15 protein-coding genes and 1 tRNA gene are annotated in these 17,312 nt (G+C 42.4%); 3 read left to right on the top strand and 13 right to left on the bottom strand.

Annotated elements, in window-relative coordinates; translation table 11 throughout:
• The first annotated feature begins 123 nt into the window (after positions 1-123).
• Complete coding sequence (locus tag IR173_RS06890; protein WP_237038932.1) at positions 124-1,332, top strand: L-serine ammonia-lyase; 1,209 nt, start codon at positions 124-126, stop codon at positions 1,330-1,332.
• 254 nt (positions 1,333-1,586) lie between these two features.
• Here the strand turns inward: IR173_RS06890 and IR173_RS18060 are convergent, their stop codons facing one another.
• From IR173_RS18060 to IR173_RS06870, 5 genes are all read right to left on the bottom strand, one after another.
• Positions 1,587-1,712 (bottom strand): hypothetical protein, encoded by a 126-nt coding sequence (locus IR173_RS18060; RefSeq protein WP_262914276.1) that lies wholly within the window; start codon positions 1,710-1,712, stop codon positions 1,587-1,589.
• Between the two features lie 29 nt (positions 1,713-1,741).
• Positions 1,742-2,182 (bottom strand): PepSY-like domain-containing protein, encoded by a 441-nt coding sequence (locus tag IR173_RS06885; protein WP_237038931.1) that lies wholly within the window; start codon positions 2,180-2,182, stop codon positions 1,742-1,744.
• 94 nt (positions 2,183-2,276) lie between these two features.
• Positions 2,277-2,846, bottom strand: coding sequence for a DUF4738 domain-containing protein (locus IR173_RS06880; protein WP_237038930.1), 570 nt, complete (start codon positions 2,844-2,846; stop codon positions 2,277-2,279).
• A 210-nt stretch (positions 2,847-3,056) separates the two neighbouring features.
• Positions 3,057-3,743 (bottom strand): potassium channel family protein, encoded by a 687-nt coding sequence (locus tag IR173_RS06875; protein ID WP_237038929.1) that lies wholly within the window; start codon positions 3,741-3,743, stop codon positions 3,057-3,059.
• 4 nt (positions 3,744-3,747) lie between these two features.
• Positions 3,748-5,577, bottom strand: a complete 1,830-nt coding sequence (locus tag IR173_RS06870; RefSeq protein ID WP_237038928.1) for a TrkH family potassium uptake protein — start codon at positions 5,575-5,577, stop codon at positions 3,748-3,750.
• Between the two features lie 206 nt (positions 5,578-5,783).
• Here IR173_RS06870 and IR173_RS06865 point away from each other — a divergent pair, with 206 nt between their 5' ends.
• On the top strand, positions 5,784-7,148 hold the full coding sequence (locus IR173_RS06865) for a TrpB-like pyridoxal phosphate-dependent enzyme (protein WP_237038927.1): 1,365 nt from the start codon (positions 5,784-5,786) through the stop codon (positions 7,146-7,148).
• Between the two features lie 81 nt (positions 7,149-7,229).
• Here IR173_RS06865 and IR173_RS06860 read toward each other — a convergent pair whose 3' ends face one another.
• On the bottom strand, positions 7,230-8,519 hold the full coding sequence (locus IR173_RS06860; RefSeq protein WP_237038926.1) for a porin: 1,290 nt from the start codon (positions 8,517-8,519) through the stop codon (positions 7,230-7,232).
• A 142-nt stretch (positions 8,520-8,661) separates the two neighbouring features.
• Here IR173_RS06860 and IR173_RS06855 point away from each other — a divergent pair.
• A tRNA-Glu gene (locus IR173_RS06855) sits at positions 8,662-8,736 on the top strand.
• 650 nt (positions 8,737-9,386) lie between these two features.
• Here IR173_RS06855 and IR173_RS06850 read toward each other — a convergent pair.
• From IR173_RS06850 to IR173_RS06820, 7 genes are all read right to left on the bottom strand, one after another.
• Complete coding sequence (locus IR173_RS06850; RefSeq protein ID WP_237038925.1) at positions 9,387-11,060, bottom strand: S41 family peptidase; 1,674 nt, start codon at positions 11,058-11,060, stop codon at positions 9,387-9,389.
• A 179-nt stretch (positions 11,061-11,239) separates the two neighbouring features.
• A complete protein-coding gene (locus tag IR173_RS06845) occupies positions 11,240-11,848 on the bottom strand; it encodes an epoxyqueuosine reductase QueH (protein ID WP_237038924.1) in 609 nt (202 codons plus the stop codon).
• Positions 11,849-11,857: 9 nt separating this feature from the next.
• On the bottom strand, positions 11,858-13,456 hold the full coding sequence (locus IR173_RS06840; RefSeq protein ID WP_237038923.1) for a ClC family H(+)/Cl(-) exchange transporter: 1,599 nt from the start codon (positions 13,454-13,456) through the stop codon (positions 11,858-11,860).
• 51 nt (positions 13,457-13,507) lie between these two features.
• On the bottom strand, positions 13,508-14,626 hold the full coding sequence (locus IR173_RS06835) for a sensor histidine kinase (RefSeq protein WP_237038922.1): 1,119 nt from the start codon (positions 14,624-14,626) through the stop codon (positions 13,508-13,510).
• A 6-nt stretch (positions 14,627-14,632) separates the two neighbouring features.
• Complete coding sequence (locus IR173_RS06830; RefSeq protein ID WP_237038921.1) at positions 14,633-16,057, bottom strand: TlpA family protein disulfide reductase; 1,425 nt, start codon at positions 16,055-16,057, stop codon at positions 14,633-14,635.
• Positions 16,058-16,168: 111 nt separating this feature from the next.
• Complete coding sequence (locus tag IR173_RS06825) at positions 16,169-16,939, bottom strand: LytR/AlgR family response regulator transcription factor (protein WP_237039009.1); 771 nt, start codon at positions 16,937-16,939, stop codon at positions 16,169-16,171.
• Between the two features lie 14 nt (positions 16,940-16,953).
• The gene (locus IR173_RS06820) at positions 16,954-17,283 is read right to left on the bottom strand and encodes a helix-turn-helix domain-containing protein (protein WP_237038920.1); all 330 of its coding nucleotides are present in this window, start codon (positions 17,281-17,283) and stop codon (positions 16,954-16,956) included.
• Positions 17,284-17,312: the final 29 nt, after the last annotated feature.

Here is a 17,312-nt window from a genome sequence, read left to right as displayed (position 1 = left end):
GTCTCTGTCACAAACAAGAGGAAACGTCAAAAAGTCCTCTTGTTTTTTTATTCTCTTCTTGCTCCTTTTTCTCCTTTAATTTTATATCTTTGTTTCCGAAAATATTAACCTTTATAAAACAAAATGAAATCAATCCGAGAACTCTATCGCATAGGTACCGGTCCTTCCAGCAGTCACACGATGGGACCGCGCAAGGCTGCTGAAATATTTCTGGAGAGACATCCCGAAGCAAAAGCCTTTCAAGTAACATTATATGGAAGTCTTGCAGCCACCGGCAAAGGCCACATGACCGATGTAGCCATCCTCGATACATTGCAACCGCATGCACCTGTCGAACTGATATGGAAAGCACACATCTTCTTCCCTTTCCATCCCAATGGTATGACATTCAAGTCATTGAACGAAAATGGAAAAGTCACAGACGAATGGACTGTGTTCAGCGTGGGAGGCGGCGCACTGGCAGAGGAAGGACACGACAAAGGTTCCACTCCCGACATATACAACATGAGCCGAATGAGTGAAATCCTGTATTGGTGCGAACATACCGGTCGCAATTATTGGGAATATGTTCAGCAATGTGAAGACGAAGATATTTGGGACTATCTGGCTGAAGTATGGAAAACCATGAAAGAATCCATCGAGCGCGGATTGGACCAAGAAGGCGTATTGCCCGGCCCGCTGAACTTACGCAGAAAAGCTTCCACCTACTATATCAAAGCCAAAGGCTACAAAGATAATTTGCGCTCACGCGGACTGGTTTTCTCGTATGCACTGGCTGTGAGCGAAGAAAACGCTTCAGGCGGAAAGATAGTGACTGCCCCCACCTGCGGTTCCTGCGGCGTGGTTCCGGCAGTGCTTTATCACTTGCAGAAAAGCCGCGACTTCAGCGACACCCGTATTCTGAGAGCACTTGCCACAGCAGGATTAATAGGAAATATTGTAAAGCATAATGCATCTATTTCGGGAGCCGAAGCAGGCTGTCAGGCGGAAGTGGGAGTCGCATGCTCCATGGCATCTGCCGCTGCCAGCCAATTGTTTGGCGGAAGTCCCGCACAAATAGAATATGCTGCCGAAATGGGATTGGAGCACCACTTAGGTATGACTTGTGACCCTGTGTGCGGATTGGTACAGATTCCGTGTATCGAGCGCAATGCTTATGCTGCCGCACGTGCACTGGATGCCAATATTTATTCGGCATTTACCGACGGCAACCACCGCGTCTCGTTCGACAAAGTGGTAGAAGTGATGAAACAGACAGGACACGACCTTCCTTCTCTTTATAAAGAAACCAGCGAAGGCGGTCTGGCAAAAGACTATAAACAGATGGAATAATACTAATAATGGGCGGATGAATTATCCGCCCATTATTAGTATTATTCCTGTTCCTCTCCCCACAAGTCCACATCACTTGGCGCTTTCCATACCGCCCATGCAATGCATCCGCCTATCAGGACAAGAAACAATATTATACATAGCCATATCATACTCTAATTTTATTTATCTGTTATAATCGAAGCAAAGTTATATAAAATTTCCTAACCATATCAATAATCGTTTGGAATAAATATGATTGGCACGCAATATACTCAGCTCTCCTTTTGGGCTATTGCAATCCATGAATGGCGTACTGCACAAGAGGCCGGCGTGTAATGCCGTCTCACCAAACGTACTTTTCCCGATTGCCTCTTCTCGAAAATTCCAATTCTATTCATCGTTTTTTATAATAAAGAGTTGAAGACAATCAGTCACTTAGTTTCAGGAATCCGCCAAACTGATCAAAGTCCACTTCCAGCCCATTCTCTAGGGTAAGTTCATAGCCTTTGCGGTCACGCTCTATCTTGACAATCTTATGGCCGCCATAATTTTTCTGCATATATTTGGCTATCGTATTAGGAATAAATGTGGCAGGTACGGACTTGTTCTTACAGTCAATTTCAAGCCACTCTCCTTTTGAGTTGAACTCCAGCTCGATGCCATCGGACATCTTCACGTCATAAGAGGTGGAAAGAAAGATATCTTTCTCAATCTTGATATACTCCACTTTTGCTTGCGGAAAATGCTTGCCAATCATCTCACGGGCAGCAACGGGCAGTTTATTCACGTCACGGGTCACTTTGTCACCGGCCTGGCTGAACTGTACAAAACACAACAGCAGGGCAAATAAGGCAAAAATCTTTTTCATAATCTTACTCATTTTTTAGTTTGCAATGTAACTCACACAACAACCTAATACATGAAAAGATTGAATGCCTTCTTTTTATTTCCTTATTTTAGAATTAATTAAGGCTGTCACTTTGCAGTGGCGGCAAGTCTCCCATGTCTTCATCTCTCTCCATGCTCATCTTGCCGTCGGGAGTAATAGTAATGGAGAAAGGGATATATAAATCGGTCATTGGAATACTGACACTGGCAGCCAAAATGATATTCTTGGAATTCGAAGTTTTTTCATCGTCAAACACCATTCCTTCGAGGATGGAATGCGCCAGATAACGTTCGGGAATGAGGGAAGCAAAATTTTGCTTGGTAAAAGTCTTTGAGAAGAGAGTTGTCCCGTTTTCGCGGGTAATTTTAAGCACAATGCGATTGTCAGCAAAAATGCCGGCATCACTCTTTACGCTCTTCAGGGAGTCGCTGGGCGAACGGTCAATGAACAGCCGATACTTCTTCCCCTTGCAAACAATATCCTGATTAATGCGCGAAACCTGCATGCGCTGCACGCCTGTCACACGGTCTACGCTGTCTATCTGAAATATATGTTGGTCTGAATCGCCCGAAGCATCTTTCTTGCTTCCGCAACCGGTTGCCATGCATAGCACAACGGCAAATATGAAATATAGTTGTTTCATTTTACTCTCACTTTTGTGATGGCAAAGTAACAAAAAGGAACGGACACAAGCAAATAAACGTCCATAAAAAGCGAAAACCGGGCAATATCACATTGGCCGGCCTTCAGAGAAAACTAAAAACTAAACTAAATTATTATATTGGTTAGACTTCAAGAAAAGGGAAAGGTTTAATGGAAGAAGAAAAAAAATCAAAAAAAGTTTTCCCCTCCGTTATAATGCTTTCCAAAAATCCATAAAGTCTTTATATTTTCCATAACATACCAGCCGGTCTTCTTCTTCCAACTGATAATCTTCCTCAAATTTATTTTCCACTGCATGCTCCATAACAGAAATGCCCAGACTATTGACCACCTGCTTCCCTTTTATCAGGGCGATAATCTTGATATTAAACTCTTTTTCCAGTGACAAATCGCTCACTTTATATCCCACGAAAGAGTCGGGCAACTTGAATTTCATCACATAATGTTCTTCATCTATCTCGAACGACTCCACATTGACATGCAAGTCCAACAACTGCACCAGACTGCGCGCCGCCTCCTCTTCGGGCGTAAGAATACTATCAAGATTGAAAGCTTCCAGCACCGTTTTATGCACTTCGTCCACCGCACGCGCATAGATATGCTTCACTCCGTTCTTCTTCAGCAACGCCACCACACGAATGGAAGCGCCGAAATTCTCACCTATGGCAACAATCACCACATCTACATCTTTCAGCGGCAACACCGAAAGTGACTGCTCGTCGGTAGCATCGATAATGAAGGAAGTGGCTATCTTGTCTTTCAGCACATCCACCCGGCGCTCGTTGGTATCCACGCCTATCACTTCGTGTCCCAGTGCAGAAAGTTCTTCTGCCAACACACTGCCGTAATTCCCCAAACCTATGATAATGTATTTCATATCGTTAGTTGATTATAATGTTATCACTCGGATATCTATATTTGGTTATTTTCTTCTGTTTGATAATGCTTGACATCAAGGTGAGCACACCCACACGGCCCACAAACATCAGAACAATGATTATCAACTTGCTGTCGCTTCCCAGTGTGGGAGTCAAGTCGAGACTCGAACCGACCGTGCTCAATGCCGATGTACACTCAAATACCAATGCCATGACAGAGGCCTGCGGCTCCAACAGACTCAGCGTAAATATGCCTGCAAAAACAATGAGCAGATAAAGAATGAGCGTGGCATTGGAACGGCGGATGGAGTCGTGGGACAACTCACGGTTGAATATCGTGACTTTATCCGCCCCTATCAGGATGGCACGCAGATTGAGCATCACCACGGCAAATACATTCACTTTCACACCGCCCGCCGTAGACTGTGTGCCGCCGCCAATCATCATCAGTATCACCATCAGCAACAAAGTCTGCATACTGAAGGTAGTCATCCCCACACTGGAGAATCCCGCGGTGCGGGGACAAGTGGCATTGAAAAATCCCTGTACCCATTTATCCGTAGCCGACATTCCGGCAAAAGCATTGTTCCACTCAAGCGCAACGATGGCCACCGTTCCCACTATCAGCAAAATAGCGGTCATAATAAGCACGATTCGGGTATTCAGATTATAAAGGTGTATCTTGCGCAGCGTGCGTTTGTTTCCTTTGATGTAACGATGGTAAATACGTTTCGCTTCATAGGCAACCGTTTCATACAGATTCACCAATATAGGAAAACCGATACCACCGAGGATGATAAGGAAGGAAATGGTTATATAAATCGTATTATGACCGTGCATCACCATTTCATTTCCCAAATTGCCCGGCAACGTAGAGAACCCCGCATTACAAAAGGCGGAAATGGAATGGAAGACGGAAAAGGCAAGCTCTTCCCTGACAGTCATATCCATCGTGCCGTGTATATTGAGAAAGATAATACCCATGCCGGCAGCTTCTATCACCAGCGTAAACCCCAATATATATAATAAGGTGGAAAGCAGGGAACTGAGAGATTGCGAGCTGACCATATCGCGCACCACCAACTGATTGTAAAGAGACGTGTTCCCCATAAAAAACATGGCGAAGAAACTGGTCAGCGTCATCACTCCCAATCCGCCTATCTGGATAAGCATAATGATAATAAAGAGTCCTTCGGGAGTAAAAGTAGAAGAGACGTCTACCGAAACCAACCCCGTGACACAGGTGGCACTTGTGGCCGTAAACAGTGCATCAATAAAGGATATGCCGTGATAAGTGGCACGCGGAAGCATCAGCAGGGCAGCCCCGATGAGTATAAATATCAAGAAACTGGATGCAAAAATCAGTGAAGGATTGGTACGCCTGCCCAGCAACCTGACAATTCCGTTGGAGAGTTGCAGCAAAGAGAGCAGCGTAAGCAGCACCACATGGTAGAGCCTGCTGTTGAAAAAAGCCCAAAAGGTATGAATGCCGCCCTGTACCTCCGGTTCATGAAACACCACCGGGACGAGAGTAAAGTAAAGCATAACGCTCAACAGCCATGCCAGTCCCCGATATTTGCGTCGGGTGTCGGAGTAATTCAACAACAGATGCAAGGTAGTATCCGTCAAAAAGACAATCCATACGATATGATACAGACGGTTGATGACTTCTATCTCCTGAAACGAAATAAGAAAACCGTGCTCATACACCAGTGTCATGATGAGAAGGGCGGACATCACATACGTAATGACATCCATCCATTTCAGCAACTGTTCAATATATGGCCTTACCAGCTTCTTGCGATAAATGAAAAGTTTGTGTAAACGCTCCATGTCGATTTATCTTGTATCTACAAATAATTCACTCCGTTTTAATCTCGAAAGCAAACTTAATCAAAATTTCAATATCTCTTTTAACTATAACAACAAATAACTTCTTGTTTTTCTTTCGGCAACAAAATAAAAAAAGAAGCCGTTTTATTAGTAAGCAATTCTTTTTTTACGTAATTTTGACCCCAAAACTATTAATTTGAAATGCTATGAGTACAAAACAGAAACGTTTTATCTTGCCAGAGGACGAAATTCCTAAATACTGGTACAATATACAGGCTGACATGAAAACCAAACCCATGCCGCCTCTGAATCCCAAAACCAAAGAAGCCCTGAAGCCCGAAGACCTCTACCCCATCTTTGCCAAAGAGCTTTGCCGACAGGAACTGAACCAAACCGATGCGTGGATTGAAATTCCCGAAGCCGTACGCGAAATGTACAAATACTATCGCAGTACACCGCTGGTACGCGCCTATGGACTGGAACAGGCTTTGGGCACTCCCGCACATATCTATTTTAAAAATGAAAGCGTGAGTCCCATCGGTTCGCACAAACTGAACTCAGCACTTGCACAAGCCTATTATTGTAAAGAAGAAGGTATCACCAACGTCACCACCGAAACCGGTGCAGGCCAATGGGGAGCCGCACTCTCTTATGCCGCTAAAGTGTTCGGACTGGAAGCAGCCGTCTATCAGGTGAAAATCAGCTACAACCAGAAGCCTTACCGCCGCAGTATCATGCAGACATTCGGTGCCACCGTTACCGCTTCGCCTTCCATGTCTACCCGCGCCGGTAAAGATATCATTACCCGCAACCCTAATTATCAAGGTTCACTGGGGACAGCCATTTCCGAAGCTATCGAACTGGCCATGAGCACTCCCAACTGTAAATATACACTCGGCTCTGTGCTGAGCCACGTGACGCTACATCAAACCGTCATCGGTCTGGAAGCTGAAAAGCAGATGGAAATGGCAGGCGAATACCCCGACATGATTATCGGATGTTTCGGCGGCGGTTCCAACTTTGGCGGTATCTGTTTCCCATTTATGCGCCACACCATCCTCGAAGGAAAGAAAACCCGATATATTGCTGCAGAACCGGCTTCATGTCCGAAATTGACCCGCGGTAAATTCCAATATGACTATGGCGACGAAGCCGGATATACTCCTTTATTGCCAATGTTTACACTAGGGCACAACTTTGCTCCGGCCAACATCCATGCCGGCGGTCTCCGCTATCATGGTGCAGGTGTCATCGTATCGCAGTTATTGAAAGACAATCTGATGGAAGCGGTAGATATTCAGCAGCTAGAGTCTTTCCGGGCAGGCTGTCTGTTTGCACAGGCCGAAGGTATTATTCCGGCACCGGAATCTTGTCACGCCATTGCCGCTGCAGTGCGCGAAGCCGAAAAATGCAAAGAAACAGGCGAAGAAAAAGTCATCCTGTTCAATCTTTCGGGCCACGGTCTGATTGACATGGCTTCATACGACCAATATCTGGCAGGTAACCTGATGAATTATGAGTTGAAAGACGAAGACATCCAGAAGAACCTGGACGAAATAAAGAATATGTAACTGTAAATTCACTCTAAAGGAAGCACGGACCACACAGAATTCCAATCCGTATTTGTGTTCGTCCGTGCTTTCTTTTTCACCTTAGAAATTATATTGCGCACTCAGGTTTATCCGGTTCGCTTCACGACTCAAGTCGTTGAAGTCCTTACGCCATCCGTGCAAGTATTCCGCACCCACCTGCAGATTGTGCGAAACATTCCAAAACACGTTTGCCACCAGATACTGACCCTTTTTATACTGAGTCTCATTAAAGTGAGCATAGCAATCTTCAGTAAACAAACGTGACTGGCTATAGGAAGCGGAAGCAAAAACACGTTTCGAAAAATTATATTGCAACCCTGCAAACCATCCGCGCATGGGAAGCACCTGCATCCGCCCGGCCTCATCCGCCACCGGCACAATGTCCACATTCAAATTGCTTATGTCATTCAGATATTGGGCAATACCCTTACCGTATGTAAACTGTCCGTATGCACGGAAATTGCCCCATCCGGCCGTAGCCGATGCCTGAACACCCCATCCGGTAATGGATTTCGCCTTGTTGCTGACCTCATCTTCATAAGTCATGCTACGCAAGATTCCGCCCACACGCACATGGCTACCCTTTGTCCAAGAGTACTGCACATAAGCAGGGATATCCGGCATACGCTGTTTACTGATTCTTACCTCTTTGGCCGGAGTTCCGTCTACGGAAGGCATTTCCACACCCACTCCCACTTTCAGTCCTTTCACCAAATCAGCCTCGTAACGCAACTGGGTGGCACGATAGAAAGTCATGCCGTCCGGACCCTGAAAGTCGATGGTCGGAGGACAAGCCGCCAGGTCCATGAACAACCCCGTGTCATACCCCATCGTGAATCCAAGAAAAGAAAGATAAGCGTTCTGAAGCTCGAAAGTTTTGCCGCTACCCCGAAAGTTGCCTGCTGTATAGACAATGAAATTGCCCAGATGCTTGGTGCGCCCCACTAATTTAAGGAAGATGGTAGACGTGCTGGCATCCATCTGGAACTGATTGCGCACTTGGGTGCTTCCCAGTTGCGGAATAAGAGCAGGAATAAAATCGATATCATCCACCGTTCCGTCAAAATCATACTCCATGGTAGTCTTCAAATAACCGCCAATACCGAGGGCAAATTTCCCCTGCTGGTCAGTGAGCAAGAAACGCGGTGCACGGGGATCATGGAAATGCGGACGTTGTGTTTCATTAAATACATCGATTAATTCTTGCTTTCCATTTTTATCCTTCGAGATAATAATTACCGGACCGGGCCCTTCAAGTTCCGGATAGTTGTCTTTTTGTTGCGCAACGGCCGGTGCAACCATCATTGCGCCGACAGCAACGCAAATCATTGATTTTAAGATTGTTTCCATAAAAATTGAGTTTAGGTAAATAGTCAATTCAATGGAGTATGAACAAAAAGTCAGAAAAAAAGTTTGGGAAATATTTGGTAATTCAGAAAAAGTCACTACCTTTGCACTCGCAATCGAGAGAGAAATCATCGATGCCAAGGATGGCCCCTTCGTCTATCGGTTAGGACGCAAGATTTTCATTCTTGAAAGGGGGGTTCGATTCCCCCAGGGGCTACCAACTAAAACGAGCAATCAAAATTTTGATTGCTCGTTTTAGTTTATCAGGGTAATTGAAACTCTCCCCACACAAAAGTAGGGTTCGTCAACACGGGCCAAGTCAAAAAGTATGTGGACATAATATTTGAGAAACATTTAAAGTTTGCAATACTAAACNACGGGCCAAGTCAAAAAGTATGTGGACATAATATTTGAGAAACATTTAAAGTTTGCAATACTAAACACATACATCCTTCCAAAGTATTATAAATCAAGTACATCAGACGAGCACTTGATTGGACGTCAGCATTGTAACTCAGAGTTCATGCTTATCGTCACAGGGTTTTCAGATTGACCCTTTTTAAACTCTGCATCGTTTTGAGCTCCCTAAGTCGTTTCATTAGGCAGCCTAAGCGTTTTCGTCCTTTCGATTATGCCTGTGTGTCCGTCGGATTACTACAGTCTCCGGCAGCGGACTGTATAGTCCGTTGCAGTGGACCGTACAGTCTGCTACAGTGGACTGTACAGTCCATTGCCGGAGTCTGTAATAATCTTCCATTCAAAAGACCTTAACCGACCCTATGAAACGGCTTATTCTTCCCTTTGCTAGTGAATATGATATGTAAATCTCCAAAAACAAGTGACCTAGCCCGACAGCTACTTCTCTCCTTTTTATTTCTTAATCAGTTGGAAAGCTTTAGCCAAAGCATCTTCCTGTGGCACTGTATAATCAGGCAATGTACCATGTATTTTCTTTTCATCCGCACCATATTGCCAAAAACGTTTGAACGAAATAGTACATCTCAATCCCGACACCGGCAACTTATAATAGACGATATCACCGAAACTCACATTCATGCCACCGGATTCCTCCCCGATAACCGTCCCCATACCAAACTCCTTAAAAGCCCAGGCAAACGAACCGGCAGAAGAGAATGTATGATGACTTATCAACAGATATACATCACCTTCGTAATGGCCTTCTTCTTTGGTGAGCGGAGAGATAAGATTTTCTTTTGATTCATCATTATAAAAGGACCATCCGGGAACCATTTGAGTTCTTCCCGTCAAGCGTATGGTGGTGGGCGTAACACGTACCAAAGCCTTGCCCATTTGCTTAAAAGGCTTAGGAGAGATATAGCGGAAAAGAATATCTCCTACCAACGAATTACCTCCACCGTTATTGCGTAAATCAATGATTAAATTCTTAATGCCCTTGTCGCGCAGGACGACAAACATAGAATCAGCAAACATCTTCATTCGCTGTGGATTGTTAAAGCTTCTAAAATCCATAATGGCCACATTCTTCTTTTCATCCACTCTGAAAGAATAATCCTGCACCCGAGTCTGTTCTTTCTTCTTCGGCATACGGGGGAGAAGTTCCGCCCATACAGTAGGATACAAGGTAGCTTCAAGTTTCTTATCACTACCTTTCATACGATAAACTACATCGTATTTATCAGCAGCATACATCATTTCAAAAAGTGCCGAAAAATCAGTGTTAATACGTTCTATACGGAAGAAATCGCGTTCTCCGCTTGCATAATCCATCATCGATTCTATCAACTCCCTACTCCCCTTTCCGTTGATGGAAAGGACTTCAGCATCTTGGGGTATCAAGTTGTCAATGCATGCTCTTGCGCGCAGTGTATAGTCGGACATTACATTGACAAACAAAGGAAACCGGACAGTAGATGGAGTAAAATAATCATTAAAAGGGAAACGAAGCATAGTGTGTCCATCGCCTAACTTTGTAACCAACGGAGCCGCATACTTAAACAGTTCCACTGTTGTAACAGAATCGGGCAACTGCTGTTTCACCTTATTTACCGATTTAAACCATTCGCTTTGTCTGCATACGGAAAACATATCGGGATGAACTTCGCTGAGAGTATAAACTAAGGCGTCGATGTCGAACTGTGCTTGCTTCTTTGAAAGCAATCCACCGGCAGAGCGCTTCAACATATCCCGCGAAGGTTCTTCCAAAGGATTTGCCGATACCCATTTTATTCGAGTCATGGCGGAATCACCTTGATTAGTGACCACTACAAAATCATAACATCCTTCTCGGGCTACATTGAACCGGATGGTATCTATTTTGCTTCGAAATACAACTTCCTCTCCCGATGTTTCAAATATGTCGGGACGAAGAGAGGGAGTAATCACCCATGGGCTTTGTTGTTCTTTACCATCAACTGTAATGCGCAGCACTTTGCCATCAGTTTTAAGTACTTGCATTTGTTCTACTTTCTTTGCTTTTTCTCCAACGACCTGTGCAGCCAATGGGCTTATCGCACCTGAAAGACATAGCAGCAACGCCCATCTGAAAAATTTTGTTTGTGTCATGTTGTTTCTTATTATTTTATACATCAATCTCTCTACATTCACAGATGGCAAAAACGTCTGCAGTCCATTCCATACTTAGTCTGTGAATATATTCAGTTCCAAAGTTATCTTTTTAAATCAATAAAACAAACGAGTCAACACTTTAATATGGGGATTTTACCATTTTTATAGCCAATGCCTCATTTATCTCTATCCACAACAGGAGCAGTCTCTTCTTTTCGCATACTAAACTCGCAACCGCAATATTTTTGGTTGTAAAAATCATATTCCTTAATAATGGCAATGCGACGCTCACTTAAACCGCCTTTACGCCAGTTCTGCTCCCAATAAGTAACGTCGGGATAACAGGCAGTAGCATAGCGTCCCGCCTCTTCTATCTGTTCCAGGCTTTTCCATCGGCTGGATGCCAGTGTGGTGGTTATCACCGAGAGACCATGCTCGTGAGCATAACGCGCCGTATCCAACAAACGCATCTTAAAACAACGGAGACAACGCCCTCCACGCTCAGGTTCCTGCTCCATTCCCGACATTTGACAGCGCCAAGCGTCATGGTCATAATCGGCATCTATAATCTCCAATCCCAAAGAGCGGGCATAACGGGTACATTCATCTTTCCTTATGTTATACTCTTCAAGCGGATAGATATTCGGATTACAATAATAGATGACAGGAGTAATGCTGTGTTGCATCAAACACTCAATGATGGCTGACGAACAGGGGGCACAGCAAGTATGGAGCAACACTTTGTCGGCTCCTCCCGGAACTTGAAGTTGGAATTTCTTTTTCATACGGCAAATTTAATAGATATTTGCCATACTGACCAGCGGCTCGTACAATTTTTCAATATCCCTGGCATCTATTTCTATCTCCACTTGGTCGCCGGGAACAAGTGTCTCACCTGCAGCAGGCAGAGTTTTGCGATCACGGTGGATGCTAAGAATAACACAGTTGTTGGGCAAAGTCAGTTTATCCACTTCTTTTCCATCAAAATAAGAGCCATCCATTATTTCTACGTACAGTTGATAACGTGCCCCCTCGACTTCGGGGAACTCCGGATTGTGGCTGCGAAACATCCTGTCATAAAGCAATACATTGTAAGGCTTAATCTGAAGAAGTTCCGTAAAATAATAAGTTAGTCCACCCACTACGATAGAAGGATAAAACACCTCAAAATGACCTGTTATTTCTGTTATCAGCACAATGGCGGTCAACGGAGTACGCACCACTGCTACTAAAAAAGCCACCATCCCGACAAGCATCATATAACTGACATTTTCATATCCTATCACTCCGTGCTGTACCAATATGAGTCCGAATAATTGTCCCAACAAACCTCCTGTCACCAGGGTCGGAATAAAACTTCCTCCCGGTAAGCCTGAAGACAATGAAAGCAAAGTGAATACAAAATGAATCAATATCATGAGGCCAAGCCACTGGATGTCATGCGTCCCATCCATTCCCTGCATCATCAAAAACTGTTCTCCACCTCCCGTCAAGTTTGTCTCGGTCAGAGAAATAGCGTATGCCACAATCAGCAAGTACAACATTTTAGTGTAAACAGAGAGTTTCAACGCCGGCAACCACCGCTGAAAAAAGGGAACAATAAGCGAATAGAACTTTGCTATGGCGGCAACCACGGCAGCAAAAAGAATATAAAGTTCTGCCTGTTGCTGAAAGGACAAAGCGGGAGACACGGCATTTATCAGATGATAAGGCGTAGTGGGAAACATCCAACTCGCCACACCGCCCGCCACCACGCCTGCCAATAAAGTGGTAATGGCGGTTTTGGGAGCATCAAACCGTTCAATGGATTCAATGACCAACAAAGAGGAAGACAAGGGAGCGGCAAAAGCTGCAGAAAGTCCGGCACCGGCTCCGGCAGCCAGCAACTGCTTTCTTTCACCCCGCAGAATATGTCCCCAGCGAGATACCAACGTGCCGATATATGAACCAATCTGGACGGAAGGCCCTTCACGTCCCAACGACAACCCTGCACTCAAAGCTAATATTCCCCCAAAAAACTTTGCAATCAATTCCTTGAAAGGATGGTCATAATGAATACGTCCGTTAATGACAGCCCTCGTTTGAGGAATACCGCCTCCGGCTATTAAAGGCATCTTCTTTACCATCAGGGCAACTCCGACAAGAATGCCCCACAGGAAAAAGAATAAGACAACATGACAGTACCACGGATAATGGGCTGTGAAGAATGCTTTTCGGATATCAAAGAATTCCCATAACAAATAATGATAGGGCACAGCAATCAGTCCCGTAAGCAAACCTACAAATATACTTACGAAGTAAAGGCGGGCATCAATCAGCTTCAACCTCCAGACACGCCATTTCCGCAGATTGCTCAACTGCTTCCATTTCTGTTTCCACTTGTCCAGTTCCATTGCGAGGAATAAACAAATGAAAAAGAAGAAGGTTTGAAACTATTGATAACCTTAGTCTACCGGAGAGGAAAAATAGAGATAAATCCTGAAATCTTTTCCTGCATCCGTATCCAGTTCTACCTTATAACGTTGTGGATATAATAATTCCAGTTTTTCATATACGCTCTGTATTCCATATCCTGGAATAAAATTTTCCGGGAAAGGCTTTCCATCATCCTCTACAGACAAAAGAAGTGTTTCATTAAATATAGAACAAGATACGTTTATTGTTAAAGTTGTCATATCAGGTTTCATGCCATGCTTCACACAATTCTCCACTATGGGTTGAAGCAACATTCTAGGTATCTTATAATGCTCTGTTTCAACCGGAAGCACAATCGTATAATTCAAAAGTTCACCAAAACGAATCTTTTCAATTTCCAAATATGTTTTCATCATTTCCACTTCCTCTTTCAAAGAAACCATAACTTGTTGCTCACGATTCATACTATACCGAAAAAAACACGAGAGTGCCAATGCCATTTGCCTGGTCTTTTCACCATCGACCGTAGCTAATCCGGCAATAGAATTGAGAGAATTATATAAAAAGTGAGGATTAACTTTGGCTTGCAATGCTTCAAACTGTGTTTTAATATTCTGCTTCTGATATTGAAGATCCTTATATTTACGATTTTGCCGTTCTTCCCATTTACTTAAAAGATAAATATACAGATACTTGTAATTCACTATAAGCAGTGATAAGATTATACTTAATACAATCATCTCATCCAAGTATCCCGGAGAGAAAGTATAACTACCGTCCGGAAATCGCTGATGAACAATTTGTTTAATGGGAATATCATCCAGTTCTGCCACAATACAAGCAGATAAGAACAATGTAAGCGAACACACTATAAAATCGATGACAGCATAATATACTTTCAAATGATTTCCTCTTTTATCCGTGTAAAACAAATAAAGATTGAAAATCAAAAAAATGAAGCTGACTGCCCACAAATAAGAAAGCATAAGTCTGTTGACAAACTGTAGGACCAAACCAACAGAAACTAAAAATAATAGATTTCTTTTATAAATGGCTTTCACCTTTAACATTCCCGGCAAATAAACCAAGGTATACCCCACAGCAAAAACAAGCATGAATGCGACCAAGAATTCAGTATACAGATTCATAAAGAATTATTTTAAGAGCGTTTGTAATTGTTTTCTTACTTCAATAGGATTTGAAGGCGAAGCTGCATTCATAAATGCAATTTTTCCATTCTTGTCAACGATAACATAACGTGGAATAGTCAATATCCCTTTAGAATCCTTAAAAGCAGAATATATGATTTGGGAGGTATTCTTATTCACCCGATAATGATATCCTTCTAAATTATAATAATTTATCATCCGGTTCCACTTCTCGTGCCTTTCATCTCTATCTATAGATAGATACAAAAGTACAATATCTTTTGAATCAGGAAAATGTTGTTTCATAGCTGCTACATTAGAAAATGACTGGATGCAAGGAGAACAGGTGGTTGCCCATATATCTATATAAACTATCTTTCCGGCAAACGGACGCATCATATCAGTAAAATCTTCGGGTTCTGTTTCATAACAAACTATCTGTATTTTATCATTACCGGTTTTCTGATGATAAAGAGCCGAAATCTTAGTCACTCCAGGAAGCAATATTTCGATATAGGGATTATCGGGAAATAAAGCAATATATTTATCGTATAACAAAGGAATATCCTTACTGTATCTTTTTTGAAAAATATCATCGTACAATAAATGGGCGGCTACATACTCCAGATTCTTATCTGAAAGCAGATGGCAATAATTTTCAAACAAAAAGGTATTCACAGATTCTTCGTCTACTGTTTTCGGATCTATTCCATCCAATACAAAACTCTTAATAAAAACATAATCCTTCAATATTTTAGGAAAGAATCCTGATTGTCTAGATATAGAATCTGAAAAACAAAAATCCATAGCTTTGAATTCATTCATCCAATCATCCGAAAAACTAGAAGACGCATACAAAGAAATGGCTTTTTTCAGAAACAATGCCTTATATCTTAAATCAATAAAATGCTGTTGTTGCAACATAAATCTTCCAGCCGGTATTGCTTTTTTAAGCAGGGCTTCCTCTTTGGCCTTTCGGTCGGCTATATTTTTTTTAAACATTGCCAATGATTGTACCTTTGCAAGAGGGTGGTTACGGGTATAGGAATAACTACGGCAATACTCATCTGCTCTTTCTGCCTCTTTCAGATATAAATTACAGGCCTGGTTATGACCACTAAAACAGATACTATCCCGATAGAAGAAAACTGTATCTACAGAGCCGGCAGTTGCGTAAACCAATGCTGTCTTACCCTTCCCTAATGAGAGTTTATATATAGTGTCACTACATGGGAGCTCAATCTCTGTCATCTGTCCGCAAACAGCAGTAACAGATGAATATAAACTATAAAAAGGTAGTTGTTTTCCGTCCAAAGGCCAATAACGCAATTCGGCAGATTCCTTGTCTGTTTTAATAACAAGTTTTTGTGACCGACCGTAGACAAGTGCGGTTACTGATAACAATAAAAAGAATGCAAAGTACTTTTTCATGATTATTTTGTTTTAATTATTTCAGATACAAAGATATGCTTCGGCAACCGCCATGAGAAGCTATTTTCCTTGTACCTGAACAATACTACAATAAACCTGAAAAAAGAAAGATTATCCCAGCATAAGTTCCTCTCTAATCTTATCAATATAACTTGTACCAGACGTTATTTTCGTATGATTATAATCCCTCATTTTTAGTATAAGCCGATTATTAAAGTATTTCTGTATCTCTTCTATTTTTTCTTTGTGGACTATATAAGACTTTTGTACACGAATAAAGTCGTCAGATAACCGTTCTTCTAATTGCTTCAAAGTAAGATTACAAACATACTCTTTTCCTTCATCGGTGATTAAAGAAACATATCCATCTTTTGCCACGCAATAAGTAATTATGCTGCACTGAACAAATACTATTTTTGAACCGATATTCACAGGTATTGCAAATGCTTTTTTAGGGGGATTAAGAAGTTTACCGAGTTCTTGCAGTTGACAAATATCCATTTTCCGCTCTTTGGGAAATAACCTTTCTATTTTCGCCATACATTGGGCAAAACGTTTTTCATCAACCGGTTTAAGTAAATAGTCAATAGAGTTTTGATTAAAAGCATCTATTGCATATTGTTCGTATGCCGTACAAAAAACAATGTAAGGCTGATAATCTAAATGATGCAATACATCAAAACCATTCATATCAGGCATTTGAATATCCAAAAACAATAAATCAGGACGCAACCTGTTTATCATTTCAATAGCTTGTTTGCCATTATAAGCCTGTCCGACAAGACTTATGTTGTCATACTCCTTTAGTAAAACTTGAATGGCATAATGGGCAGCTTGTTCATCATCTACCAATATTGCAGAATAAGCAGATATACTCTTCATCACCAAATATAACTCTATTTAAATAACGGTTTCAACATCTTGGGAACTTCTATTTCGTTCTCCTTCAACTGATTCAGACAAATCTTTCCCTTATCCGATAAAGTAAAATACATCTGCCGCTTGTCTTTATCGCCCAAACTGCGAACTATCAACTCTTTATCTTCTATCGAGCGAATCACCTTCGAAGCATGGGAAGCCGATAAACCCGTATTCTCTGATATAGCACTCGCCGTCAATCTGTCACCACCGATACAGCAAAGTGCCATTGCTTCATTCAATGACACCCCATGTTGCTCTATCAAATTTGTTTCCAATTCAGAGAGAGCTTTAAAAAGCTCTCTCATGACACATATTGATTTTATTTTCTCCATAC

The organism is Phocaeicola faecalis (genome assembly GCF_021730445.1).
GTDB lineage: Bacteria > Bacteroidota > Bacteroidia > Bacteroidales > Bacteroidaceae > Phocaeicola > Phocaeicola faecalis.
This window is presented reverse-complemented; position numbering and strand designations above follow the sequence as displayed.